The organism is Mycobacterium sp. 1164966.3, assembly GCF_001665395.1.
Taxonomy (GTDB): domain Bacteria; phylum Actinomycetota; class Actinomycetes; order Mycobacteriales; family Mycobacteriaceae; genus Mycobacterium.
In genome coordinates this window covers 15,041-40,873 of sequence record NZ_LZSG01000047.1, presented here as the reverse complement: position 1 = coordinate 40,873, position 25,833 = coordinate 15,041, and the positions used below count along the sequence as shown (strand labels likewise).

General features: G+C 65.8%; 15 protein-coding genes and 2 pseudogenes. 4 read left to right on the top strand and 13 right to left on the bottom strand.

The annotated features are described in order from the left end of the window. Positions 1 to 44 precede the first annotated feature (44 nt). From era to hrcA, 9 genes and pseudogenes are all read right to left on the bottom strand, one after another. Complete coding sequence (era, locus tag A9W99_RS18365) at positions 45 to 956, bottom strand: GTPase Era (RefSeq protein ID WP_067381342.1); 912 nt, start codon at positions 954 to 956, stop codon at positions 45 to 47. Between the two features lie 11 nt (positions 957 to 967). Then, entirely contained in the window at positions 968 to 1,288 is a 321-nt protein-coding gene (locus A9W99_RS18360; protein WP_067381201.1) for a cytidine deaminase, read from the bottom strand. Further along, complete coding sequence (locus A9W99_RS18355; protein ID WP_067381198.1) at positions 1,281 to 2,573, bottom strand: hemolysin family protein; 1,293 nt, start codon at positions 2,571 to 2,573, stop codon at positions 1,281 to 1,283. Before A9W99_RS18355 ends, A9W99_RS18360 begins: the two co-directional genes overlap by 8 nt. After that, entirely contained in the window at positions 2,570 to 3,103 is a 534-nt protein-coding gene (gene ybeY, locus A9W99_RS18350; protein WP_067381195.1) for an rRNA maturation RNase YbeY, read from the bottom strand. The genes A9W99_RS18355 and ybeY overlap by 4 nt, the downstream gene beginning before the upstream one ends. 10 nt (positions 3,104 to 3,113) lie before the next feature. Further along, positions 3,114 to 3,452, bottom strand: a pseudogene (locus tag A9W99_RS27375) (PhoH family protein); the annotation flags it as partial. A 1,077-nt stretch (positions 3,453 to 4,529) separates the two neighbouring features. Next, a pseudogene (locus A9W99_RS27370) lies at positions 4,530 to 5,249 on the bottom strand (PhoH family protein); the annotation flags it as partial. Between the two features lie 109 nt (positions 5,250 to 5,358). Continuing rightward, on the bottom strand, positions 5,359 to 6,156 hold the full coding sequence (locus A9W99_RS18340; RefSeq protein WP_067381189.1) for a 16S rRNA (uracil(1498)-N(3))-methyltransferase: 798 nt from the start codon (positions 6,154 to 6,156) through the stop codon (positions 5,359 to 5,361). A gap of 22 nt (positions 6,157 to 6,178) precedes the next feature. Then, positions 6,179 to 7,327, bottom strand: coding sequence for a molecular chaperone DnaJ (gene dnaJ / locus A9W99_RS18335; RefSeq protein WP_067381186.1), 1,149 nt, complete (start codon positions 7,325 to 7,327; stop codon positions 6,179 to 6,181). A 73-nt stretch (positions 7,328 to 7,400) separates the two neighbouring features. Next, positions 7,401 to 8,432, bottom strand: coding sequence for a heat-inducible transcriptional repressor HrcA (gene hrcA / locus A9W99_RS18330; RefSeq protein WP_067381183.1), 1,032 nt, complete (start codon positions 8,430 to 8,432; stop codon positions 7,401 to 7,403). 182 nt (positions 8,433 to 8,614) lie between these two features. Between hrcA and A9W99_RS18325 the strand changes: the two genes are divergently transcribed. The 3 genes from A9W99_RS18325 to A9W99_RS18315 all read left to right on the top strand — a co-directional run bounded on the left by A9W99_RS18325 (position 8,615) and on the right by A9W99_RS18315 (position 10,512). Continuing rightward, positions 8,615 to 8,929 carry a type II toxin-antitoxin system VapB family antitoxin gene (locus tag A9W99_RS18325; RefSeq protein ID WP_067240651.1) on the top strand — a complete coding sequence of 105 codons (315 nt, stop codon included), beginning with the start codon at positions 8,615 to 8,617 and terminating at the stop codon, positions 8,927 to 8,929. A gap of 78 nt (positions 8,930 to 9,007) precedes the next feature. Next, positions 9,008 to 9,613, top strand: coding sequence for a carboxymuconolactone decarboxylase family protein (locus A9W99_RS18320; protein WP_067381180.1), 606 nt, complete (start codon positions 9,008 to 9,010; stop codon positions 9,611 to 9,613). Next, entirely contained in the window at positions 9,610 to 10,512 is a 903-nt protein-coding gene (locus tag A9W99_RS18315; RefSeq protein WP_067381339.1) for a sigma-70 family RNA polymerase sigma factor, read from the top strand. The genes A9W99_RS18320 and A9W99_RS18315 overlap by 4 nt, the downstream gene beginning before the upstream one ends. Here A9W99_RS18315 and A9W99_RS18310 read toward each other — a convergent pair. After that, on the bottom strand, positions 10,509 to 11,018 hold the full coding sequence (locus A9W99_RS18310; RefSeq protein WP_067381177.1) for a hypothetical protein: 510 nt from the start codon (positions 11,016 to 11,018) through the stop codon (positions 10,509 to 10,511). The two genes, A9W99_RS18315 and A9W99_RS18310, sit on opposite strands and share 4 nt — an antisense overlap. Before the next feature lie 217 nt (positions 11,019 to 11,235). Between A9W99_RS18310 and A9W99_RS18305 the strand changes: the two genes are divergently transcribed. Beyond that, positions 11,236 to 12,603, top strand: coding sequence for a SagB family peptide dehydrogenase (locus A9W99_RS18305; RefSeq protein ID WP_067381336.1), 1,368 nt, complete (start codon positions 11,236 to 11,238; stop codon positions 12,601 to 12,603). On the opposite strand, the gene A9W99_RS18300 is transcribed toward A9W99_RS18305, so the two are convergent. From A9W99_RS18300 to A9W99_RS18290, 3 genes are read right to left on the bottom strand one after another with little or no spacing between them, the layout of a single operon-like run. Continuing rightward, positions 12,604 to 16,131 carry a non-ribosomal peptide synthetase gene (locus A9W99_RS18300; RefSeq protein WP_067381174.1) on the bottom strand — a complete coding sequence of 1,176 codons (3,528 nt, stop codon included), beginning with the start codon at positions 16,129 to 16,131 and terminating at the stop codon, positions 12,604 to 12,606. Then, complete coding sequence (locus tag A9W99_RS18295; RefSeq protein WP_067381171.1) at positions 16,119 to 20,705, bottom strand: non-ribosomal peptide synthetase; 4,587 nt, start codon at positions 20,703 to 20,705, stop codon at positions 16,119 to 16,121. Before A9W99_RS18295 ends, A9W99_RS18300 begins: the two co-directional genes overlap by 13 nt. Beyond that, positions 20,702 to 25,804 carry a non-ribosomal peptide synthetase gene (locus A9W99_RS18290; RefSeq protein ID WP_067381168.1) on the bottom strand — a complete coding sequence of 1,701 codons (5,103 nt, stop codon included), beginning with the start codon at positions 25,802 to 25,804 and terminating at the stop codon, positions 20,702 to 20,704. The genes A9W99_RS18295 and A9W99_RS18290 overlap by 4 nt, the downstream gene beginning before the upstream one ends. Between the last annotated feature and the right edge of the window lie 29 nt (positions 25,805 to 25,833).

The following is a 25,833-nucleotide window of genomic DNA, read 5'->3' as shown; positions in this document are numbered from 1 at the left end:
TTCGAACCACAACGGATCTGCCGACGGGAGCTACTCAGAACGGATCAAAAGCCAAGCCGTCCAAGCTGTTTGGGATCCTGTTGCCAATTCTTGGCGACCTTGACCCGCAGGTCGAGATAGATCTTGGTGCCCAGCAGCTTCTCGATTTGTTGACGGGCGGCGGTACCCACTTCACGCAGCCGCGCTCCCCCCTTGCCGATGACGATCCCCTTCTGGCTGGGCCGTTCGACGTAGAGCACCGCGTACACGTCGGTCAGGTCGTCACGCCCCTCGCGTGGGCTGACCTCGTCGATCACCACTGCCAGCGAGTGCGGCAGCTCGTCACGCACGCCTTCGAGCGCGGCCTCGCGGATGAGCTCGGCCATCAGAATCTCCTCCGGTTCGTCGGTCAGCTCACCGTCGGGGTAATACGCCGGCCCGGGGGGCAGCGCCGCCGCCAGCACGTCGATCAGCACGTCGATCTGTTCACCGGTCACTGCCGACACCGGGACGACTTCGGCGGGGTGGGCGGAGCTACGTACCAGCTCGCTGGCCGCGACCAACTGCGCGGCCACCCGGTCCTTGGACACTTTGTCGATCTTGGTGACGATGACGACAAGCTTTGTGTTCGGTGCTATCGAGCGGATCTGCTCGACGATCCACCGGTCTCCGGGACCGATCGCCTCGTCGGCCGGGATGCACAACCCGATGACGTCAACCTCGGCGTAGGTGTCGCGGACCAAGTCGTTGAGGCGTTTGCCGAGCAGGGTCCGCGGCCGGTGCAGGCCCGGAGTATCGACCAGGATGATCTGGAAATCCCCGCTCCTGTGCACGATTCCGCGGATGGTGTGCCGAGTGGTCTGTGGCTTGGTCGAGGTGATCGCGACCTTGACGCCCACCAGTGCGTTCGTCAGCGTCGACTTGCCGGTGTTCGGCCTGCCGACCAAACACACGAAGCCGGAACGGAATTCAGTCATGTCGGGGAGGGTCACAACGGGTTACCGGCTTGATCGGTGATGATCACCGATGCCGTCGGCGACAGCTCGCGTACCGCGGCGATGCCGGGGTCGTCGGCGGATCCGGCAACCAGCACCACCGCCTCGAGCGCTTTCGTCCCGCTTGATGCGGCCGCGGCCACCGCCGCCTGCAGGCCGGTCAGCTGCAGCGTCGACAAGTTCACCGCCGCGGCTGCATAGGTGCGCCCGTCGGTATCGCGCACGGCGGCAGCACTTTCGGATTCGGCGCGAGCCATCGCGGACCGCGCGAGCGTGACCAGCTTGGCATCCTCGGCATCCAGCGACTCAACCATCGTGGGCGTTCTCCTCCGGCTCGGCTGGGCTCAGCAAGACGGTGCCGACACGTACCCGTCCTCGAGGGTCGGGGCCGCCCTCGGCATGCAGCCGCAGGCCGTGGGAGATCACCTCGGCGCCTGGCAGTGGCACCCTGCCCAACTCCAGTGCCAGCAGACCGCCCACCGTGTCGACGTCGAGATCCTCGTCGAACTCCACGCCATACAGCTCGCCCACGTCTTCGATCGGCAGCCGTGCCGAAACCCGGAAACGTTTGTCCCCCAGGTCTTCCACCGGAGCTGTCTCGGCATCGTCGTACTCGTCGGCGATCTCGCCGACAATTTCCTCCAGCACGTCTTCGATGCTCACCAACCCCGCTATCGCACCGTATTCGTCGACCAGCAACGCCATGTGGTTGCGGTCGCGCTGCATCTCGCGCAGCAACGCATCGATCGGCTTGGAGTCCGGTACGAAGACCGCCGGCCGCATCACTTGTGCAACCGTGGTGTCCCGGCCACCGTCGTGAGCCAGAAAAGTCTGCGCGACAAGGTCTTTCAGGTAGACAACACCGACGATGTCGTCGACGTTCTCACCGATCACCGGGATCCGGGAGTGCCCACTGCGTACCGCCAACGCGGTGGCGTGGCCGGCCGACTCGTCACTTTCGATCCAGACCATCTCCGTGCGCGGCACCATCACTTCGCGGGCCGGAGTGTCGCCGAGTTCGAAGACCGACTCGATCATCCGGCGTTCGTCGGCGGCGACCACGCCGCGTTGCTGGGCCAGGTCGACGACTTCTCGCAACTCGATCTCCGACGCGAACGGCCCGTTTCTCAGACCCGGGCCGGGTGTCAGCGCATTGCCCACCACCACCAGTAACCGGCTGATCGGCATCAACAGCCACGAGATCGCTTGCAGCGGAAGAGCAGTCGCCAACGAGATGGAATAGGCATGCTGGCGGCCGAGGGTGCGCGGGCCTACCCCGATCACGACGAAGTTCACCAGCACCATGGTGACGGCGGCGCCGAACAAGCCCCAATGCAAGCCGACGTTGTCGTAGAGGAACACCACCAGCAGCACCGTGGCATTGATTTCACACGTAATGCGCAGCAGCACGACCAGATTGATGTAGCGGGGCCGTTCGGCCATCACCTTGGACAGGGCAACCGCGCCGGGGCGCTTGTCGCGCAACAATTCCTGCACCCGGGCCAGCGAGACGGTGCTCACGGCGGCGTCGATCGCTGCGAAAAGCCCACTGAGACAAATGAGCGCGAGAGCGCCTAGCAGCTGGAGCCAACCGGTCAACTGTCGAAATACCTTGACTTGTCCAGCAACCGGCGGTCTCGTTCCTCTTGACGGTCCTGCCGGTAAGCCTCGACCTGGTCGGCGACCCATTCCTCGAGCAGCCTATCCTGCAGCGCGAACATCTCCTTTTCCTCGTCCGGATCGCCGTGGTCGTAGCCCAATAGATGGAGGACACCGTGAATTGTCAACAGCGCCAATTCATGTCCGAGGCTATGTCCGGCGGCCAGCGCCTGCTCGGCGGCGAATTCGGGGCACAGCACGATATCGCCCAACATGGCCGGGCCCGGCTCGGGAGCGTCGGGGCGGCCACCCGGCTCGAGCTCGTCCATCGGGAAGCTCATCACGTCTGTCGGCCCGGGTAGGTCCATCCAGCGCATGTGCAGGTCGGCCATGGCCGCGGTGTCCAGCAGCATCATCGACAGCTCGGCGGCCGGGTTGACGTCCATCTTGGCGATGACAAAGCGTGCGACGCTGACCAGTTCCGTCTCCGAGACGTCGATACCCGACTCGTTGGATACTTCGATGCTCATAAGATGCTCATCATCGGCGACTGCGGATGCCGGACGCGCGCCGAGCCGCCCGATTCATGCCCGAGCCGGGCTCCTCGTATTTCGCGTAGGCATCGACGATCTCCGAGACCAGCCGATGGCGCACCACATCGACGCTGGTCAGCTCGGAGATGTGGATGTCGTCGACGCTGTCCAGGATGTCGATCGCCGAACGCAGGCCGGATCTGGCGCCGCCGGGTAGATCGACCTGGGTGACGTCGCCGGTGACGACGACCTTCGATCCGAAGCCCAGCCTGGTGAGGAACATCTTCATCTGCTCGGCGGTGGTGTTCTGCGCCTCGTCGAGGACGATGAACGCGTCGTTCAAAGTGTTGTGCGTGAGCAGGAAGTCTTCGGTGACGTACAAAGAGTCGGCGGCCGCAACCTGGATGCACACGGCCTCCTCGGTGCCCGCAGGCTCGATTCGATCGACGAAGCGCATTACCCGCCCGCCGCCAGTTGCGTCGTACTTCGCGGCCTTGCGCGCGAGCCGGAACGGGACGACTCCGGCCGGCAGACGGATATCAAGCAGGTGTGCGTCCGATCGGTGGTGTACCGCTCGGCCACGCGCTAGTCCTGGCTCGCGCCCCAATGTCGCCTTGGTGCGGTGGTATACGACCCCACCGAGCGATTGCACCAGGAACACCATGTCATCACGCAGCCGGTCGGAGACCGTCGTGAATTGAATGCGGCACGTGCGCCCACATTGAGTGACTGAACCACCGTCAGAATCGAGCAGACCCTGCAGAACCGCGAGCCGTACATCGGGCGAATTGAAGAGGTAATTCTCAGGCACGAACTTGGTGGACGACCGCGTACCCGCGAGGCCTAGCTGGCGAAGTGCACTCGTGACCGGATTCGCGATCGTGATTACCTCGCCGGGACGAGTTATGCGGTTCAGGATGTAGTCGACGTCGGATTTCCGGCGCACTTGGATTCCAGGGATCAGCCGGCCCAGCGACTCAGCCAGCTCGGCGTCGGCCGTCGCGGAGCTGGGTGTAGTCGAACAGGTGAGACATCCATCGCCCAAGAGCAATCCAAGGGCGTATGGGTCGAGAGGCACCGGTCGTGGCCCGAACTGCACCGGCCCACTCAACATTGGAAGTTCGTAGCGGTGGTAGTGGGCGGCGCGGAGGTTGCCGATCATCTCCTTGGTTTGCAACACCCGGGGTGGCATCCCTCGTCGGCGATCACTTCGCGTATACACCGACCAAAGGTGGTCACCGGACGCAAGCGTCGATGAGCCGTCCTGTGCTGAGACGCGATAGATCTCCTTGAAGCCCTGCGGATAGACGCCCAAAACTCCCGTCGGACGCCCGTCCGAGCCGATCACGAAATCACCGACCACCAGGTCACCGATCGGTCGAAAACCGTTGGGAGTCAAGACCTTCGTCGATACCGGCTGCGCCCTCCCCCGCATATATGCCAACGGTGCCACCTCGATTACCCCGGCGGACATCAGCTTTGGGATCAGCTCGGGATCCATCATGTCGTACAGCGCGTCATACAACGGCCGCAGGTACGGGTCGATCTTCTCGCTAAGCGTTCCTGGCAGAAAGCCAAGGCGCTCACCGGCTTCCACCGCCGGACGGGTCAGGATGATCCGGGTCACCTGCTTGGTCTGCAGCGCGTTGACCGCCTTGGCCATCGCGAGATACGTCTTTCCGGTGCCGGCCGGGCCGACGCCGAAGACGATGGTGTTGGCGTCGATGGCGTCGACATAGCGTTTCTGGTTGAGCGTCTTGGGCCGGATCGTCTTGCCGCGGCGCGACAGGATGTCCAGCGTCAGCACTTCGGCCGGTGACTCGTTTCCGGTGCCGACCAGCATGGCGACACTGTGCCGCACCACCTCCGGTGTCAACGGCTGCCCCGCGGCCACGATGGCCACCAACTCGGTTATCGCTCGCTCGGCCAGCGCGACATCGGCCGCCTCTCCGGACAGGGTGACGGCGTTGCCTCGCACATGCAGATCGGCATTCAAGGTGCGTTCGAGGGCGCGCAGATTCTCATCTGACGAGCCCAGCAAGCCGACGACGAGATCGGGCGGAACATCGATGCTGCTGCGAACTTGAGCGTCGGCCTGCCGGGCTCCAGCTGCGTCAGCAGCGCTGGTCTCGCGGGGCGTCACGTGGTTTCCGATGCCTGCTTTCTCCGAGATCCTGACCCGGACTGTGAACCGTCAGTCTACCGCCGGTGGCGACGGCGTCCTACCCGTCGACTGTGAATATGACGACGCGTCATCGGCGTGTCGCGTCGTGCCGTTCACACCCGGCACCGGGCTCCCATCGCCCCGTAAGCACGCCCAGCGCGCCCAACGCCACCGCGGCCGCGGTCGACGTGCGCAGCACGGTCGGACCGAGCCGGACCGCGACGGCACCCGCCCCGGCCAGCGCCGCGATCTCGTCCGGCGCGATGCCGCCCTCGGGGCCGACCACGAGCATCAGCGAATCCGCTTGTGCCACAGCATCATCAGCGAATACGTCAGCGAGCCGATCCGTTCCCGCCTCGTGCAGTACGAGCACGGCGGCGCCGGCGGTCACCTCGTCGTGGACCCGCTCGACCAGCGCCGCGGTGGACAGTACGCCGTCGACGTGCGGGATGTGCGCGCGACGGGATTGCCGGGCCGCCGAACGCGCCACCGCACGCCATCGGCGCAGACCCTTGTCGACCCGGGTGCCGTCCCAGTTGGCCACGCAGCGGGCCGCGTGCCAGGCGACGAAAGCGTCGGCGCCGGCCTCGGTGGCCAATTCGATCGCCAACTCCGAGCGCTCGGACTTGGGCAACGCCTGCACCACCGTCACCGGCGGATGCGCCGGCGCGGCGCTCCAACGCTCCTGCACCCTGGCAGCCAGCCCATCACGTCCGGCGCGCTCCACCTGGCAGCGCGCCAGCCCACCCATCCCATCGCCGAGCATCAGCTGCTCGCCGGGACGGATCCGGCGCACCGTGGCGGCGTGGAACCCTTCGTCGCCGGCTACGACGGCCAGCGCGCCGACTTCGGGCAGTGCGTCGATGTAGAACAGCGTCGCCACCATGAGCGCGGCTCCGAAGCCGTAACTAGCGCCCGGTGAAGGTCTCGCGTAGCCGGCTGAACAGTCCGCCGCTGCCGTTGTGGGTGGAGCGAACCTCGGCCACGTCGCGGCTGCGCCGGCTCTTCAGCACGCGCAGCAGTTCGGCGTCATGGTGGTCCAGCCGGGTGGGAACCACCACCTCGACGTGGACGTGCAAGTCGCCCCGCGCGGTGGAACGCAGCAACGGCATGCCGTGGCCCCGCAGCGTGATGACCGAACCCGGTTGGGTGCCAGGCGGAATCGTGATCTCGCTCATACCGTCCAGGATGGCGTCCACAGTTATCGTGACGCCCAGCGCGGCGTCGACCATCGGGACCGACACCGTGCAATGCAGGTCGTTGCCGTCGCGCACGAAGATGTCGTGGGGTTGCTCGTGGACCTCGACATACAGGTCACCCGCCGGTCCGCCGCCGGGCCCGACTTCGCCCTGCGCGGCGAGCCGCACCCGCATCCCGTCGCCGACACCGGCGGGGATCTTGACGCTGATCTCCCGGCGGGCCCGCACCCGGCCGTCGCCGACGCATTGGTGGCATGGGTCGGGGATCACCACGCCGACACCGCGGCAGGTGGGGCAGGGGCGCGACGTCATCACCTGGCCGAGCAGCGACCGCTGCACGGTCTGCACCTCTCCGCGACCCCCACAGGTGTCGCAGGGTATCGGTGCGGAGTCGCCGTTGGTGCCCTTGCCCTGGCACCGGTCGCACAACACCGCGGTGTCCACGGTGACCTGCTTGGTGACACCGGTCGCGCATTCCTCGAGATCGAGCCGCATCCGCAGCAGCGAGTCCGAACCGGGCCGAACCCGGCCGATTGGACCCCGGGATGCCGAACCCCCGCCGAAACCGCCTCCGAAGAAGGCCTCGAAAACGTCGCCCAGGCCACCGAACCCGCCGAACCCTCCGGCCGTCGCGCCGGCGCTTTCCAGCGGATCACCGCCCAGGTCGACGATCCGGCGTTTCTCCGGGTCACTCAGCACCTCGTAGGCGGCGCTGATTTCCTTGAATTTCGCCTGCGCAGCCTCGTCGGGGTTGATGTCGGGATGCAGTTCACGCGCCAGCTTGCGATAGGCGCGCTTGATCTCGGCGTCGGTAGCGTTCCTGCTCACGCCGAGCAGCCCGTAGTAGTCGCGTGCCACGCCTGATTCTCCTATGCGGGGTTCTGATGCCGCGCGTTACGCGGCCGTCCACAAATCTGCACCGGATGCACAATCATCGGGCACCCAGGACTTCGCCAATATAAAGAGCAACCGCAGCAACGCTGGCAATAGTTCCCGGATAATCCATCCGGGTGGGACCCAGCACACCCATGCCGCCGTACACGGTGTCGGACGTTCCGTACGCGGTGGTCACCATCGAGGTGCCCGCCATCTGCTCGACCGCCGTCTCATGACCGATGCGGACGGTGACCTTGCCGGCCTCTTGCTGGGCCGCCAGCAGCCGCAGCACCACCACCTGTTCCTCGAGCGCTTCCAGGATCGACCGCAAGGAGCCACCGAAGTCGGCGGCGTTGCGGGTCAGGTTGGCGGTGCCGCCCATCACGAGGCGTTCTTCGGTGTGCTCTACCAGCGACTCCAGCAAAACTGTGGCCGCACGCCCGACGGCGTCGCCCAACCCGCCGGCCCCGTGCAGCTGCGCCGCAAGATCGGCGACGGCGACCGATGCCGCCGAGAGCTTCTTGCCGTCCAGGGCCTGGCAGAGCATTTCCCGCAGCTGCGAGAGCTGGTGGTCGTCGATGACGTCACCCAGTTCCACGATGCGCTGGTCCACCCGGCCGGAATCGGTGATGACCACCATCAGCAGCCGGGCCGGCGTCAGCGCGATCACTTCCAGGTGGCGGACGGTGGACGTGGACAACGTCGGGTACTGGACAACGGCCACCTGACGGGTCAATTGGGCGAGCAGCCGGACTGCGCGGCGCAGCACGTCGTCGAGGTCGACACCGGATTCGAGAAAGCCCTGTATCGCACGTCGCTCAGCCGACGACAGCGGCTTGACGTCTTCGAGCCGATCGACGAATTCGCGATAGCCCTTCTCGGTAGGCACCCGCCCCGAGCTGGTGTGCGGCTGAGTGATGTATCCCTCGGCCTCCAGCACGGCCATGTCGTTGCGGATGGTGGCGCTGGACACGCCGAGGTTGTGGCGCTCAACCAGCGTTTTCGAGCCGATCGGTTCCTTGGTGGCGACGAAGTCGGCGACGATCGCGCGCAGCACCTCAAAGCGACGGTCGTCCGCGCTACCCATCGGCTCCTCCCCTTCGTCGACCAGTTGGAGACATCTGTTAGATCCGCTCCATTTTACGGTCCGGAAAGGATACGACCTCACCACAGGCAGCGCGAACAGACGCAAATGCACCCGAAGCATAGGCGCGTCGGGTGCTCTTGTGTCTGTTCGCCGGAGCGCCGGTTTACGGCTACGATCCGCGAATGATCTTCAAGGGCGTGCGGGAGGGCAAGCCGTACCCCGAGCATGGGCTGTCCTACCGAGACTGGGCGCAGATTCCGCCACAGCAGATCCGACTCGACGAATTGGTGACCACCACGACGGTGCTTGCCCTGGATCGGCTGCTTTCCGAAGACTCCACCTTCTACGGCGACCTGTTCCCGCACGCGGTGCGCTGGCGGGGCATCACGTACCTCGAGGACGGCCTGCACCGGGCCGTGCGGGCGGCGCTGCGCAATCGCACCGTGCTACATGCCCGGGTGTTCGACATGGACCTTCCGTTGGGTCAGCAGACCTGAACCTGCGCCGGTCACATTTGGGCGCCGCCGGGTGTCGACTTAATAGCACCCAAAAAGCCCGACTTCCCGGAGGACCTCATGCCCCGACTCGACGGAGTCTCGGACCGCGACGCCGGCCTGAGCGCCAAGATCGCCTTCTGCTTCACCAAGCGGAAACTGGCGAAGATGGCTGGACTCAAAGACCTGGATAACCGCGAAATGCTCGAACCACTGCGGATGTACGCCCACATTCCCCGCCTGCTCAACGCCTACGGCAGGCTGGAACAGGCGGAGTCGAAGCTGAATGTGCTCAGTCCGCGCCACCGCGCGCTGGCCGAGCTGAAGTCGGCCATGGTGGTGCGCTGCGAATACTGCATCGACCTCGGTTCGCAAATCGCCCGCTCCTGGGGAATCACCGACGACGAGCTGCTGGCGATGACTGATTACCGCAACGCCGCCTGTTTCTCTGACATCGACAAGCTGATTCTGGAATACGCCACCGCGGTCAGCCGCACCCCGGTAGAGGTGACCGACGAGCTTTTCGACGCGCTGCGGAAGCACTTCGACACCCCTGCGCTGGTGGGACTGACCCACGTGATCACGCTGGGCAACCTTCGCGGCCGCTTCAACGTGGCGCTCGGCATCGGGTCGTCCGGCTTTTCCGAGGGCAGGGTGTGCGCACTGCCCGACACCGGCCGGGCATGACCATCGGCAAGACCTCGCCCGCAGCGCTGACGGCGCGATTCCAGGCCGCCCGGCCGCAGCTGGGGGCCATCGCCTACCGGATGCTGGGCTCGATCGACGACGCCGAGGACGCGGTGCAGGAAGCGTGGCTGCGGCTGAGTCGTACTTCCGAGGACGAGGGGGTCGACAAGATCGACAACCTCGACGCCTGGCTGACCACCGTGGTCGCCCGCATCTGCCTGAATACATTGCGCGAGCGCCGCAACCGCGGTCCGGAGCAATTGGCCGCCCATCTGCCGGACCCGATTGTGGACGCCGAAGGCGAATTCGACCCCGAACACCGCGCGATGCTGGCCGACGCGGTGGGCATGGCGCTTTTCGTGGTGTTGGAAACGTTGTCGCCGAGCGAACGGCTGGCATTCGTGTTGCACGACGTGTTCACGGTCCCGTTCGACCAGATCGCGCCCATCATCGACCGGTCACCGGAGGCCACCCGCAAGCTGGCCAGCCGCGCGCGGCGGCGCATCGAGCAGACGGATCCGATGCCCGACGGCGACATCGCCACCCAGCGCGAGGTCGTCGACGCGTTCTTCGCGGCCGGCCGGGCGGGCGACTTCGACCGGCTGGTGGCGGTGCTGGATCCCGGCGTGGTGTTGCGTGGCGACTTCGGGCCGCCTGCCGAGGTCTTCCATGCCGACGGTGCGGCCACGGTCGCCAAACTGGCGCGCAGTTACGGCGGGCCTGACCGCGAGGTGCGCGCCGCCACGATCAACGGCACCGCCGGCGCGGTCATCTTGGTGGCCGGTCAGGCGACCGCGATCATGGGATTCGTGGTGCGCGACGGCCGGATCACGGCAATCGACGTGCTGGCCGATCCGCAGCGCTTGGCGCGGATCGACTTGAGCGCAGTAACCGGTTAGCTGGTCGCTGCCTGCAGCAGAGCCAGCGCGGAGTCGTGCTGCAGGATCCAGTTGCCACCCTGATCGATGAACACGAGGTGCTTGGAGACTGGCCCGGCGAACTTCGGACCGGAGATGGCCACATCGGCCTGGGCCTCGTTGGGACCAGCCGGCGCAATGTTCGTCACGTTGAAGGTCTCCGGGAACTTTCCATCCCGGTATGCCTTCCTCAGGTCGTGGTCGGCCGTGTGGCCCTCGCCTGGGCTGATGCCGTTTTCGACCAGGTTCTGTTTGGTCGTGTAGGACACACCGGGATCGGTGACCTGGGTGCACAGCGCAGCCAGTTGGTCAGGCGTCGGCAGTTGTCCCGGCGGCGGCGGGTCCTGCGGGAGTGGCGCGCCGAACGCGGCCAAGTGCACCTGAGCCGGGCTGGCCGGAACGAATCCGACGGCAGTCACGCCGATGGCGGCGGCTCCGACAGCCCCTATGGCCGCCATTCCGGTGGCGATCGATTTCATCGTGTTCACGGTCGGGTTCCCCCTTCGATTAGGTCAGAACGTCCCTGTGTTCCGAGGTGCAATTGTGCACTGTGTAACCGTTGTTTCCTAGTACCGACGGGTTGCGCTATTGCAACGTCACTCCCGGCGCGGCTGTGACCCATTCCTCGGGCAGATTAAAATTCCTCGCATCGGCTTACCGGATTTGCGTTGTTGCCGGGCGCATGGCACATGGAGAGGGTTGCGGTTGCCCGCCAGCAGATATCCCGTCGAGACGAAATTTGTCTTCCGTTCCGGCGTCACCTGTCTCACCACCCCCGCCGGCGCCGTACTGCTGAACCCTCCGCGCAACGAGAAGCTGACCCGGTTGGCGGCGGCCCAGCTGCGGGCGCTCAAGGCGCTGAACGTGGGGCCGGCAACGGTCACCGACCTGGCTGGGAGCGGCCAACCGGCAGCCGGCGATGTCGCCGGACTCATCGATCAACTCGTCGGCGGCGGATGGCTGACTCTCACCGTCCGCGAGGACGCGAAGGATCGGTACACGATCCTGCCCTTCGGCCGTCCCCCGCCCCGCCCGGACCGGATGTCGGACGCCCTCGCGATATCGAAATTCGCTGTGCTACATCGTGATTCCGAGGGTTTTGTGATCGAACATCCACTGGCCTGGTGCGACGTGCGGATCCATGACCCACAACTGCTCGTGCTGCTCGACGCTCCGACCGCCGGATGTCCCGACGCCGTCACTGCACAGTTCATCGAGGATCTGCGGTGGAGCGGAATCCTGGTCCGGCCCGCCGACGAAGACAGCTTCGAGGCCCTCAGCTGGAGCGCACCAGATCTGTGGTTTCACCGTCGCAGCACGCTCGGTGAACGCACCGTCACATGGGAACATTTCGGACCGACGAAGTGGGCCAAGGGCCGTTTTCCGCAGCCACCCGCGCGCCGGCCGGACTACCCAGGTACACCGATCGCACTGCCTGTCCCCGATATGGCGGCCAAACGAAGCCAAGACCCGACGTTGACCGCGGTTCTCGAAGATCGGGTTTCGACAAGAACATTTGACGACGCGCACCCGATCAGCATCGACCAGCTCGCCGAGTTGCTGTATCGCACAGCGCGGACCCGCACGACCCAGTCGGCCGGTCCGGGCGAGCAACTTCTGTCTCGCCCCTACCCTTCCGGCGGCGGCATCTATGAACTCGAGCTCTATCCGGTGGTGCGCAATGTGGCTGGGCTCAAACCTGGTATGTACCACTACGATTCGTTCGATCACGTGCTGCGCCCGGTGGCCGCCGCGGATTCGCGCGCCGTGTCCCAGTTGATCAAGCCGGCCGCGGCGACGTTGACCGGAGGTGCCGAACCGCAGGTGCTGGTGGTCATGGCCGCACGCAGCGGACGCATCCTGTGGACGTACGAACAGATCGGCTACGCCACCATTCTCAAGGATGTCGGCGTGCTGATGCAGACCATCTACCTGGCCGCCACCGCGATGGGTCTGGGCGCCTGCGCGCAGGGATTCGGCGACACCGCGGCATTCGTTGCGGCCACCGGCGTCGACGAACGACAGGAATGCAGCGTCGGCAGCATCATCCTCGGCTCCCCCGCCGCCGGCTGACTAGCCTTCGGCGAGAACCTCTTCGTCGGTCAACGCGGCGACATCAAGGTAGTGGCGCGCGATGACGGCGAGCCGTTCCGGCGTGCCCCGCTGGGCTTCCCGGTTTTGCAGACGTTCGGCGAATGCCGCAACGGTCCGCGTTGCGAACAGGTCAGCGACCACCGCGTGGTCGATTTCCAGCCAGTCGCGTACCCGTGCGATGACCGAGGTGGCCAGCACCGAATCACCGCCCAGCGCGAAGAAATCATCGTGTACACCAAGCGGATTCGGCCGCCCCAGCACCTCGGTGACGACTTCCGCCAGGGCGGCTTCCACATCGTTGCGTGGGGCACCGCCGTGTTCGTCCAAGGCTTTGCCGCCGGGCTCCAGCAGCGCGGCCACGGCGCGACGGTCCAGTTTGCCGTTCGGGGTCAACGGAATCTGTGGGAAGAACACGGTTCGGGTGGGAACCATGTAGCCGGGCAGCAGATCTGCGACTGCCGCGCTGACATCGCCGACCTCCTGCGGATCGCCTGCGATGGCGGCAACCAGTTTTGGTGCACCGCCGCCGACGACGGCAGCGACGGCATGGCGCACCCCGCGTACCGTGCGCAGCGCGCTTTCCACTTCGCCCAGTTCGACCCGGTATCCGCGGATCTGTACCTGATTGTCTGCGCGGCCGAGGAATTCGATGGTGCCGTCCGGCCAGTACCTGGCCACGTCACCAGTTTTGTACCATCGGATGCCGTCGCGCTCGACGAATCGTTGCGCGGTACGTTGCGGATCGTTGCGATAACCGGCGGCGACGTTTGCCCCACCGACCCAGAATTCACCGGGCACCCAGTCGAGGCAGTCACGGCCCGACGGCGAAACCACCCGGCAGCGGACATTGCGCAACGGAACACCGAACGGCACGGTCGCCCAGTGCGCCGGCGGTTCGCCGACTTCGCAGATGGTGTTGTGAATGGCCGTCTCCGTCGCACCGCCGAGACCTGCGAACCGGCATCCCGGCGCCTGCCTGGCCAGCCTGCGGGCCAAGTCGGCGCCCACCCAGTCGCCACCCAGAGTGACGGCACGTAACGAGTTACCCAGCCGATCGCCGCCGAGCTCCAAGATCATGTCCAGCATGCTCGGCACACAGTTGAGGATCGAAACTCGGTGGCGGCGTAGCAATTCCACCCATGTGGTGGGATCGGCCTTCTGCTGGGCATCCACGGCCACCAGAGCGCCACCGGCGGAGAACATGCCGAAGATGTCGTACACCGAGGCATCGAACTCCAGGGCGGACAGTGCGAGCACTCGATCTGTGTTGCCGACCGCGAACCACTCGTTCACGGCATCGATCGTGTTCATCGCGGCGCTGTGCGGCACGTCGACGCCCTTGGGCACCCCGGTCGAACCGGACGTGAAGATCACGTAGGCGATTTCACCGGTATCGGGAAAGATTGGCTCTGGCAACGGCTCTGGGTAATCGCGGGCCGCATCGATGGATATACACGATCCACCGAACTCGCAAGTCTTAGCCTCGATCGTCAGCGCTGCGACGATCTCAGCGGTCTGAAGGATCTTCGCGCGCCGCCCCTCCGGCTGGTCGAATCCGATCGGCACATACGTGGCCCCGGCGGCAAGCACACCGAGTACCGCCACGACTTGGTCGCGCCCTTTGGGTAGCTGAACCGCGACTGCGTCGCCGGTGCGAACACCGTTGGCATGCAACGCTCCTGCTACCGCCAGCGCGCGTTGCGCGAGTTCCCGGTAGCTCCAGACCTCGACATCGCCGGTGTCCGAAACCACCGCGGGCGCGTCCGGGTCGGCGGTCGCGTGCTCGAAGAAGCCCTGGTGCAGGCACCGTCCGCTGACCGGACCGTCGGTCGCGTTGACCGCCGCGCGCACCGCCGCCTGGGCGACCGGCAATCGCACCACCGCCTCTGCCTCCCAGCCGGCATCGCCCTGGGCGAGGCGATCCACCGCCTCGGTGAAGCTGGCGAACATGGCATCTATCACGCCTGGCGGGAACGCCGATTCGCGCACGTCCCAGTTGACCAGCAGGCCTCCGCGCAACTCGGTCAGCTGCGCATCGAGCAGCACCTGAGGGCCCTGCGAGATGATCCACACCGGCTCACCGAAGGTCTGGATCACGTTGTCGGCGAAGAGCTCACCGAGATCAAGCGCACTGGTGAAGACCACCGGCGCCAGGACTGGCTCAGCCCGGTGCCGGCCCAGATCGCGCAGCACTTCGAGCCCGGAATAGGCGGCGTGCGAGCCACTTTCGTACATGCTGCGCTGAATTGCCCGGGCCCGGTCGACAACCGAGACGTTTTCGGTGACGTCGACCTCGAGCATGATCGACGAGGTGAAGTCCCCGACCACGCGGTCGATGTCGGGGTGTACCGAATCACGGTGGAACAATGGCACATTGATCAAAAACCGGCTTTGCGTCGACCAGCCACCGATGGTGTCCGCGAACACCGCGGCCAGGGCCATGGCGGGCGTCACCCCGCGCCGGTGTGCCCCGGCCACCAGACTTTGCCTGGCCTCTGGTGTCAGCCAGTGGTCGTAGCGGACCGTGCGATGCGGCGCCCGTCGCTCGCCGACCGAGACTGTGGGAAGCTCCGGCGCGCCCGGCATCTCGGCCAACCTTCGCCGCCACCAGTCCCGGTCCCGCTGTCGTGCCGCGACGTCTTCGGCGTGCTCAGTTCGATAACGCCGATAGCTGTAGCCGGGCGTGGGCAGCGTCGCACCCCGGTAGAGGTCCGCCAGATCCGAAACCAGGACACGGTAACTCATGGCATCGCCGGCCAGCATGTCGATGTCCAGATGCAGCCGGGACCGGATAGCACCTGAGCCGTCGTCATAACGGCTCAGCGTGATATCGATGACCTGAGCGTCTTCGATCGCCAAGCACTGGTGGGTTTTACGGTCGCGCAACTCCGCCAGCGCGGATTCCACCGTCGCGGAATTCTGTCCGCGCAGGTCCGCGACGGCGAACACTGGCCTGCCTGGTTGCGGCATTGTTTGTTGCGTTCCGTCGGGCAGGAATCGGGTGCGCAGCATGGGATGCGCCGCGACCAGATCAGCAATTGCGCGGTTCATCCGATCGGGATCGAGGTCGCCGCCATCGAATTCGACGTAGAGGTGGGCCGCGACGCCGCCAAGTTCCTGTTCGTCGGAGCGACCTATCCAGTACGCATGCTGCATGGTGGCCAGCGGAAACGGGTCTTCTTCGGCTACCGCTTCGCGATCGGACTGCACCGCTTCGACCGGGTCTGTCGCGCTTAGCAGTTCGTGCGCCTCGCCGGTGCACAGGAGGCCGTGCCAGGACTCGACCGTCGGGCTAGCTGCCAGTTCCGCGAAAGTGATCGTGGCCCCGTGTTTGCGCCACTCTCCAGCCAGCGCCATCATGCGGATGGAGTTCAGACCCAGCTGGATCAGGTCGTCGTGGTCAGCGACTTGTGCAGCCGAGCAACCGAGTTGGGCCGCAACCGTCGCCCTGACCTCGTCCCGGCTGATCTGTCGACGCGATTGAGGCTGCTGCTTCAGCGGCTCCATGCGGATCCTTCCTGGCCCCCGGCTGTCTTGCCGATGAGCACGGCGATTCCGCGTTGCCAGTACTGCGCCAGCCGGTCAATGTCGCCGGGTTCGAACAGCGCATCACTCCATCGCCAGTTGGTGATCAGTTGCGTGCCTTCGGACGTCGCTCCGACAAGCACGCTGATGTTGAGCGCAAAGCGCAGTGGCAGATCCGGTTCCGGATCGACCGGTAGCGCGTCAAGTGCAGGTCCGGTAAGCAGCGACCAGGAGTCGGGCTGGTTCAAGGCACCGGTGAGGTCAAGACGACCCAGGTAGCCGAAATGGATCTGCGGCTCGGCGCCGCAGCGCAATTCGGGTACCCGCTCGACATAACGAAGCAGTCCATAGTCCAAGCCGTCGTTCGGGATCGCGTCGAGTTGGGTCGCCACCGAGTCCAGCAGCGCCCGGGCTGCCAGCGGATCGGCTTCGGCCTGTTCGATGTCGAGCGCGGCCGCCCCCGTGCCGAGCCGAACGGGGAAGGCGGTGGTGAACCACCCGACGGTGTTAGTGGTGTCGGTGTCCAGCACCGCGTCGGCGCGGCCGTGGCCCTCCAGGGCGACAAGCGTGCCCGCTGCCGGGCCCTGACCACGTTCGCGGCGCCAGCTGGCAACGGCGATGGTCGTCGCGGCCAGCAGGAGTTCGCGCATTCCGCCGTCCCTGCCCAGGGTGGTCAGGACTCTTTCGGTGTCTGCGGCCGGAGTGGTCACCGACGTGACTTGCAGCGTGGACCACGAATCGCTCGTCGGATCCGGATGGCGCACACCCAATGCCGGGTCGGGATCGCGGACCTGCGCGATCCAATGCTCGCGCTGAGCCCGCACCTCCGCCGTGGCGGCCCGCTGCCACATCAGCTCCGACCAACGGCGATAAGAAGTGAACTCGGGCAACGTCGTTGGCGGACGACCGGCTTGCAGCGAACGCCACGCTGCCATCATGTCGCCGAGCATGATGTGCCACGAGACGACGTCGACCGCCAGGTGGTGAGCGGTGATAAGCAGCGCCGGCCGTCGCGTGCCGGAGAACCACACCGCCCGAACCATCGCGCCCGCGTACGGATCGATATCTTCGGTAACCTTGCGTGCGGAATACCCGACAGCCGCTGCTAATTCGGTGTTGCTGGAGTCAGCGAGCTCCACCTCGGTCAGCAGCTCGGCGGCGTTGACAACACCCGGTTCGCGGGTCATCAACCGCGGTCCCTGGGCGGTGTCGGTGAGGATCGATCGCAGGGTGTCGTGCCCGTCGAGCACTAACTGCAGCATCAACTCGATTGCGGAACGGTCGATTTGGGCGGGCAGCCGCAGCAGGACGGTATGGGTGAAGCGGCGGAAATTTCCGTACTCGTACAGCCAAGACACCATCGGAAGCGGCAGCACCTCACCGTAATCCGCTGCCTGGCCCGTCTCGTCTGAGCGGTCTGCCGCATCGACCAGGGCCGCGAGCTGGCGGATCGTCGGCGCAGTGAAAATCATCCGCGGACTCAACGACAGACCGCGTCGACGCGCCTTGTGTACCAACGAGATCGCCACGATGCTGTCCAGGCCGAGGGCGAAGAAGTCGTCGTCGACGTGCGGTGTCACGCCGTTGAACTGCTCGGCGAATATCTCAGCCAACGATCGCTCGGTATCGGTAGACGCCGACGCCGCCGCGTCACCGGCAATCTGCGCCAGCGCCTGATCGGCCAGCAGATCCAGGGCGTGGCCATCCAGTTTGCCGTTGGCGTTCACCGGAAGCGCAGGCAGCGCCACGATCCGCGCCGGGACCATGTACAACGGCAGACGCTCGCTCAGCGCGGCACGCAGCCCCAGCAGGTCACCGGCCTGATCCTGTTGCCACACAACGAAGCCCACCAGGATGGCGCCGTTCTCCCGACGCAGGACGGCAACCGCTGCGTCGTGCACCTGGGGCTGGCCGCGTAGAGCGGCTTCGATTTCGCCGATCTCGACGCGGTAGCCGCGAATCTTGACCTGTGTGTCGCTTCGTCCCAGGTACGCGTAACCACCGTGGGGCAGGCGACGCACCAGGTCGCCGGTGCGGTACATGCGCTGGCCCGGGCGCGTCGGGTCGGCCACAAAGCGGGCCGCGGTCATCGCGGGCTTAGCGGCGTAGCCACGGGCAAGTTGCGCACCGGACAGATAGAGTTCGCCCACCACTCCGTCGGGCACCACCCGCAGCGCGGAATCCAGGACATAGCCGAACGTTCCGGCGTTGGTGGTGCCGATCGTCGGTGCCGGGTACTCGTTGACCGGTGCCACCACCGCCTCGACCGTCATCTCGGTGGGCCCGTAGCAGTTGTAGATCTCGGTGCCGGACAGCCCGCGCAACCGACCCCACAGCGCGGTGTCGATCGCCTCGCCCCCAAGGGCCAGCACCGTCAAGTCCTGTTCCAAGAGTCCAGCGGCTGCGAGTTGCACCAACATCGACGGGGTGGTGTCGATCATGTCGATCCGGTATGCGGCAATGCCTTTCACCAGCCGGTCCGCGTCGCGCATCTCTTCGGCGTCGAACAGGTGCAGCCCATGACCGTCGAGCAGTCCGACCATGGGCTGCCACGAGGCGTCGAAGCTCAACGACCAGGCGTGCGCGATACGCAACAGGCGGCCCAGCCGTGCTGCGGCGGGGCGGTAGACACGCTCGCGGTGGTCCGCGAAATAGCTGAGCAGCGCGGAATTGGTGCCGATGACGCCCTTGGGCTCGCCGGTGGAACCGGAGGTGAAGATGACATACGCGCTGTGCTCGGGATGACGTCGCACTGTTGGCGCGACGGCAGTGTAGCGCGAAATGCGCTCGGCCACAGCGGGTTCGTCGAGCACCAACGTGCGGCTACCGGCTACAGCCACATGTGCGTGGTCGGCCACGGTGATGGCAAGCGCCGGATTCGCTTGGTGGAGAATGGATTCGATGCGCGCATCTGGCAGCGTGATATCGACCGGCAGATAGGCGCCGCCGGTAGCGAGCACGGCCAGGATCGCGACAATGGACCGGGCTGAACGTGGCAGCAACAGCGCGACGACATCTTCTGGCCCTATCCCGCGCTCCGCCAATGCGCACGCGAGCCGCGCTGCCTCCCGGTGTAATTCGACGTAGCTGTAGCGCTCGCCACCGGAGGTGCTGAGCGCTTCGGCGTCCGGAGTGGCGTACACCTGCCGCTCGAACGCCTCCCACACGGTGCCGCTCTGCACAGCCGGCAGCGGTAGTGCGGCGAGATGGCGGAATTCGGCGCGCTCAGCCGCGGTGAGAACATCCAGCACATCGGGCGTCTGGTCGCCGACATCGGGCAGCTGCCGCAGCACGGCCAGCAGCCGCTCACCTATCGCTGCCGGCGAAAGGTGCGGCAGCGCTTCGCGAATCGCCTCGACAAGCACCACCAGCGCGTCGTCGCTGAGGTGTGAGACGACCGTCAATGGGTAGTGCGTCAGGCTTTCCATCTCGACCGGATGAAAACGCGTGCCGTCAGGTATGCTGACGGGGCGTATTGCGTCTTCGATCGGGGCGTTTTCGAATACGAAGAGCGAGTCGAACAGAGCTCCGCGGCCATGTTCGCGCTGTACCTCCGACAGGCTGAGGTACCCGATGTCACGCATGGCCGACAACTCGCGCTGCAACCGCGCGCCCTGCTCGACCACCGAGGTTGTGCCGCTCAGCCGGTGCACGACCGGCACGGTGTTGATGAACAACCCGACCATGGTTTCCACCCCGGGCAGGCTCTCCGGACGGCCGGAGACGATGGTGCCGAACACGACGTCGCGACGACCGGTCAGCCGGCCCAGCACGACGGCCCAGCCAAAAAGCACCGCAGTGTTGAGCGTGAAGCCGTTGCGGCCCGCCCATTCCCGCAACCGTGCCGTGTCGGTCGCGGGCAACAGCAGTTGCGTCTTGTCCGGCACCGCGTCACCGGGAGCTCCTTTGACTGCGCCGGTGTCGGCGACCATGAGCGGTCCGGAAACGCCCTGCAGATATTGCGTCCACCTCGCGATCGCGGCGCTTCGGTCTTGCCCGGCGAGCCAGACGATGTAGTCGCGGTAGGGATGTGGCGGCGGTAGCCCGTCGGCCGATCCGCCCGCCCGATACACGGCCAGCATCTCGGTGAAGAACACCGCAAGTGCCCAACCGTCGACCAGAATGTGGTGCGCGGTGAAGATCAGTCGGCGCCGCGTCTCACCCGGCACGGTGAGCAGCACGACCCGCAAAGCGGGGCCGCGGCTCAAGTCAAACGGGCGGCGCCGCTCCGAGCGGGCGATGGCGTCGAATTCGCTTGGCGTTGCGATCCGTTCGGACCACGGCAGCTCGGCTTGTGCCGGCACCACCTGCACCGGCCTGGGAACGTCACGATCCCAGAACGCGGCGCGCAGATTCGGGTGCCGGACCAGCATCGCCTGCGCACTGCGGCGCAGCAGATCGGTGTCGAGCGGCCCGTCGACATCGACCACGAACTGCATGCTGTACAGGTCGATGCTGTCCTCGGCCAGCCGGTAGAGCGCGAACAAGCCTTCCTGTAGCGGGCTGAGGGCAAGAACGTCCTCGATCGGTGCCGGCGCCCGCCTCACATCAGTCACGACTGCTGGTGCCATGATGCGGTGAGATCGGCCAGCGCATCGGGGCTCAGGCCCGAGGCACTCATCGGCGTGTAGTCCTGCACCGGTGCCGAACCCTCAACGGCCACAGGTTGATCCGCGGCGGCATCGACTGCGGCGGCCAACTCGGCGATCGTCAGGTGCTCGAACACCATGGGCGGCGTCAACGGCAGCCCTTGCGCATTGGCCTGAGCGGACCATTTAATCGAGATGATGCTGTCGCCGCCGAGGGCGAAGAAGTTGTCCTCGGCATCCACACCGGCGATGTCCAGCAACTCCTCCAGCAACCCGATGAGTGTCCGCAGGGTTTCCGAATTTTCCGCCGAACCACCGACGACGGGTTGCGGACGCGGCGGAACCGGCCTCGGTGAAGCCAGCAGCTTCGCCATGTCCCCCGCGCGCAGCAACTCCAGCGTGGACACCCGAACGTCTGGCGTCGTCGCGAAGGCGTCGAGCGTGCTGTCGAGGGCATCGGCGATGAGCGCAACGGTGTCGGCTTGGTAGAGATCGGCATTGGCCACCACCCGCACGTCGAGCTCGCCGTCCGGCGTCACGGCCATGCCGAGGTCGAGGTCCAGCAGCGACACCTCGAAGTCCATCCGAAGCGGTACGACGGTTGTTTCGCCGATGAGGTCACGCGGAACCAGCGCCCAGTCCTCGCCGCGGAAGTGAAGCATGTGTTGGAACAACGGGTTTCGGGATCGCGAACGTGGCGGGTTGAGGGCCTCGACCAAGCGCTCGATCGGCAATTCCTGATGTGCGAACGCGTCCAGCACCGCATCCCGGCTGCGCGCGATCATGATGCGCGGACTTGGATCGCCGGATAGGTCGTTGCGCAGCACGACCATGTTGGCGAACAGACCGATCAGATGATGGGTCGCCGAATCGATCCGCGATGCGACCGGGCTGCCGACCGGGATGTCCGCGCCGCCACCGAGCTTGTGCAGCAATACCGCAAGCACAGCCTGGTAAACCATGAACTCGGTGGCGCCGTTCTGCTCGGCAAGCTGGGTGAGTGCTCCGCGGCGCGCCGCAGACACGGTGAAGGTGACCACGGTGCCTTGTTTGCCGAGCACCGGCGGGCGGGTGCGGTCTGAAGCAACCGAGATCTCGTCGGGCAGCCCTGCCAACGCCTCCCGCCAATAAGCCAGCTCCGCCTGACCCCATTCGGTGTCGAACGCACTTCGTTGCCACAGAGCGTAATCCGCGAACTGGATGGGCAGAGCCGGCCAGTGCGGCGCCGTGCCCCGCACCCGCGCACGGTAGGCGGTGATGAGGTCGTCGAAGACGATGCCGAGTGAGGCGTGGTCACTCACGATGTGGTGGACCAGCAGCATCAGCACATGGTTTTCCGCGCCGAGTTCCAACAGCGTGCCCGTCAGCAGCGGGCCGGCCTCAGGAGTGAACACGTGCCGGCGCAGTGCGGTCACCGTCTCGTCGAATTGTTCCGCGGCCACGTCGAGCACCGGAAGCTCGACCCGCAGCTCCGGGTGCACAAACTGGTATGGAACGCCTTCGTACTCGGCGAAATTGGTGCGTAACGCCTCATGACGGGCCACCACGTCGTTGAGCGCCTCGGTCAGCGCGGCAGTGTCCAGCGGACCGCTGAAACGCAACGCGAAGGGCAGGTTGAAACCGTCGCGTGCGCCTTCCATCCGGTACTGGAACCACATCGCGAGCTGCGAGTAGGACAACGGGAGCCGCTCTGAACGGACGGTCCCGGCAAGCTGCGGACGGCCCGGCTGCGAGGTGTAGGAGGCGTCGAGCGGCCCGTCGTCAGTGAATTCGGCTCCGTCGTAGAGCTCGTCGATCTCGTCGATCTCGTCCAGGTCGATGTCGAATTCCGAGCGGAACTGTTCGACCAGCCGAGCGGCCAAACCGGCCGGAGTCGGGGTGTCGAACACGGCGCGCACGGTCAGCTCCACCCCGAACTCCGCGCGGATCTGTGCCACCAGCCGCGCCGCCAGCAGTGAATGCCCGCCCAGTCCGAAGAACGAGTCTTCGGCGCCGATTCGGTCCCATCCGAACATGCGGGCGAAGATCGAGCACATGCGGCGCTCGGTGGGCGTAGCGGGCTCGCGGTAACGACGAACCGCGACCGGTGTCGGCGCCGGCAGCGCCCGCTTGTCCAGCTTGCCGCTGACGGTGAGCGGGATCTCGGGGATCACCGCGAACGCGGTGGGCACCATGTATTCGGGTAGTACCGACGCGGCGTGTGCGCGGATTGCATCCAGGTCGAGATCTGCCGGACTTGCGAAGCCGGATTGTTGGTCAGTCACCGGCACCAGGTAAGCGGCGAGCATGGGTCCGGCTTCGTTCTCTTCGGTGACGACGAGGCAGTGCCGCACCGCAGGATGTGCGGCGATCACCGACTCCACCTCACCCAGCTCGATGCGGAAGCCGCGAACCTTGACCTGTTCGTCGGCGCGGCCCACGAATTCCAGGTCGCCAGAAATGTTGCGGCGCACCAGATCTCCCGATCGATATAGACGCATGCCCGGGTTGAACGGGTCGGCGACGAATCGTTGCGCTGTCAGTCCCGGACGGCCCAGATACCCGCGCGCCAACTGCACACCCCCGAGGTAGAGCTCACCGATCACCTCGGCAGGCACTGGTTGCAACTCCTCGTCCAGCACGTAGGCGTAGACGTTGCGGTTCGGCGCGCCGATCGGCACCACACGCGCGCCGTGTGATCCCTTGACGTCTGATCCCTTGACGTCCATGTGCGTAGCGCAGACTACGGCCTCGGTCGGGCCGTAGTGATTGCGCAACTGCGCGTCGAAGTAGCCGATGAATTTCTCGGCCACCTCACCCGCCAGCGCTTCGCCGCCCACTGGCACATGACGCAGCTGGCGCCAGGCATCAACGCCGAGGACCTGAGGCATCAGCAGGACGGTGCTCAGCATGGAGGGCACCATGTGCAGCACGGTCACACCGTGTCGGCTGATCAGGCCGGCGACATAGGCGATGTCGCCGAACGCATCCGGTTTGGGCACGACGAGCGTTGCGCCCAGCGTCAACGGGATGAGGATGTCGGAGAGCGACGCGTCGAAGCTGACCGACGAGGACTGCAGCAACCGGTCTTCGGCGGTCATGCTCCACTCGGCGACGAAGCACTCGATGTGTTCGGCAATCGCGCGATGCGAGACGGCCACGCCTTTGGGTTTACCGGTGGAGCCGGACGTGTAGATGACGTAGGCCAGATTTTCGGGACGTAATGGACGAACACGGTCGTCGTCTGTGACCGGTGCGTCCGACAACTGCGCGGCGGCCGTGTGCGCGGTGCTGAACTCCTGCGGTCCGATCACTGTCGTTGGGCGGGCATCCGTCATGAGGTAGTCGATGCGGTCGGCCGGGTAGGCCGGATCGATCGGCAGATACGCCGCGCCGGATTTCAGCACCGCGAGCATCGCGACGATGAAGTCGAACGAGGTGGTCATGCGCAGGCCGACAATGTCCTCGGTACCGAAGCCCTGGCCGATCAGCCAGCGCGCCAAGCGATTCGAGCGGCGATGCAACTCGGCGTACGTTAGCTCGGCCTCGCCGGAAACCAGCGCCGTCGCGTCGGGGGCCGCGATCGCCGCATCTTCGAGGAGCGCGACGATCGTGGTGGCGGGAATGTCGACGAGTTCGCCATGTGACTGCGCAAGCACCGTTTCGCGTTCGCCGCTGCCCAGCATGTCCAGACTGGTGAGACGGCGCTGCGGCTGAGCCAGCGCGTTGTCCAGCAGCTGCACGTAGTGAGTAAGCATCTGCTCGACGAGCGCGGAGTTCAGCACGTCGGTTTGATACTCGAACTCGATGAGCACTTGCGTGTCGAGCACGACGGAAAGGGCAAGCGGTACATGGGCGGTCACCGCGCCCAGTTCGAGTTGGCGCACAGTAACGCCGTCGAGGGTAAATCCGGTGGCGCCTTTGCGCATGGAAAAGCCAAGTCGGACAAGCTGGTCCATGCCGTCATGGCCCATCCGTTCCGGATTGGCCTCCCGCACAACCCGATCGATGCCGACCGCCTGATGGGCGAAGCCACCAAGGCACGTTTCACGCACCGCGCCGACCAGAAAAGTGAAGGTGTCGGTGGAGCGCGTCGCCATCCGCAACAGCAGCGTGTTGCCGAAATACCCGATGGCGCCCTCGGCCGCGGCCCTGCGATCGGTCACCGGTACCGAGATGAGGAAATCCGGTGCTCCCGTGTACCGACGCACCAGCACCGCGTACGCCGCCAGCAGCACCATGAACGGCGACGCGGAATGCGCGCGGGCGAAGTCTTCGACCCGGCCGAACAACTCGGCGGGCAACGCCGTGCTGCGACGGTGCGCCTGCCTCGACGGATGCGCGGGAGCCACACCGGGAAGCTGCAGCGGTTCGGGTAGCGGACGCAAGATGTCGGCCCAGTAGCCGACATCGGCGATCGTGGGTTCGGCAGGCGCATCGAGCACCTCCGCCGCGACGTACTGCGGTACTTGGTCGTCCGGGCGCCCGGGTTGCCGGCCGTTGTAGGCGGCGCTCAGGTCCTGGGCGAGAACGGCCCACGAGTCGTCGTCCCAACTTATGTGGTGCACGACCAGCAGCAGCACGAATTCCTCTGCATCCGCGCGGATTAGGGTGAGTCGCAACGGGGAGTCGTCGATCAGATCGAAGGGTCGGCCGAACTCGTCCCGCGCCAGGGCCTCGATCCGCTGATCACGGTCAGGGTCGGGCAGATCAGTCAGATCCCTTGCTTGCCAAGTGATCTCGACGTCGTCGGAGAACACCTGGTACGGCTCGCCTTCGGAGTCCACCCCGTAGCTGGTGCGCAATATGGCATGACGCCCGGCGACTGTTTGGAAAGCCGCGTGCAGACGGGCCTCGTCGAGAGCACCCTTCAGTTGGTAGGCGACACAGATGTTCAAGGTGGAGTCGGTCGGGTCCATCGTCTGCAGGAACCACATCCGGCGCTGACCGGCCGACAGCGGGTAACGCTCACCGGCGCACACGCGCGGTTGGGCGATCCGCCCCCCGGCGGCCAAACCGCTTTCGGCGACGCGTCTGCGCAACAGCTCGCGGCGACGTTCCTGCAACGTCTTGGCGTCGTCTGCCATCACCGCGAAACCCTTCAACTCTGCACCCC

What these genes read in the sequence shown, in the direction of transcription:
- era (WP_067381342.1), bottom strand. Translation starts at nt 956, where the DNA reads ATGACTGAATTCCGTTCCGGCTTCGTGTGTTTGGTCGGCAGGCCGAAC.
- A9W99_RS18360 (WP_067381201.1), bottom strand. Translation starts at nt 1,288, where the DNA reads ATGGTTGAGTCGCTGGATGCCGAGGATGCCAAGCTGGTCACGCTCGCG.
- ybeY (WP_067381195.1), bottom strand. Translation starts at nt 3,103, where the DNA reads ATGAGCATCGAAGTATCCAACGAGTCGGGTATCGACGTCTCGGAGACG.
- A9W99_RS18340 (WP_067381189.1), bottom strand. Translation starts at nt 6,156, where the DNA reads ATGGTGGCGACGCTGTTCTACATCGACGCACTGCCCGAAGTCGGCGCG.
- hrcA (WP_067381183.1), bottom strand. Translation starts at nt 8,432, where the DNA reads ATGGGTAGCGCGGACGACCGTCGCTTTGAGGTGCTGCGCGCGATCGTC.
- A9W99_RS18325 (WP_067240651.1), top strand. Translation starts at nt 8,615, where the DNA reads ATGATCTTCAAGGGCGTGCGGGAGGGCAAGCCGTACCCCGAGCATGGG.
- A9W99_RS18320 (WP_067381180.1), top strand. Translation starts at nt 9,008, where the DNA reads ATGCCCCGACTCGACGGAGTCTCGGACCGCGACGCCGGCCTGAGCGCC.
- A9W99_RS18315 (WP_067381339.1), top strand. Translation starts at nt 9,610, where the DNA reads ATGACCATCGGCAAGACCTCGCCCGCAGCGCTGACGGCGCGATTCCAG.
- A9W99_RS18300 (WP_067381174.1), bottom strand. Translation starts at nt 16,131, where the DNA reads ATGGAGCCGCTGAAGCAGCAGCCTCAATCGCGTCGACAGATCAGCCGG.
- A9W99_RS18290 (WP_067381168.1), bottom strand. Translation starts at nt 25,804, where the DNA reads ATGGCAGACGACGCCAAGACGTTGCAGGAACGTCGCCGCGAGCTGTTG.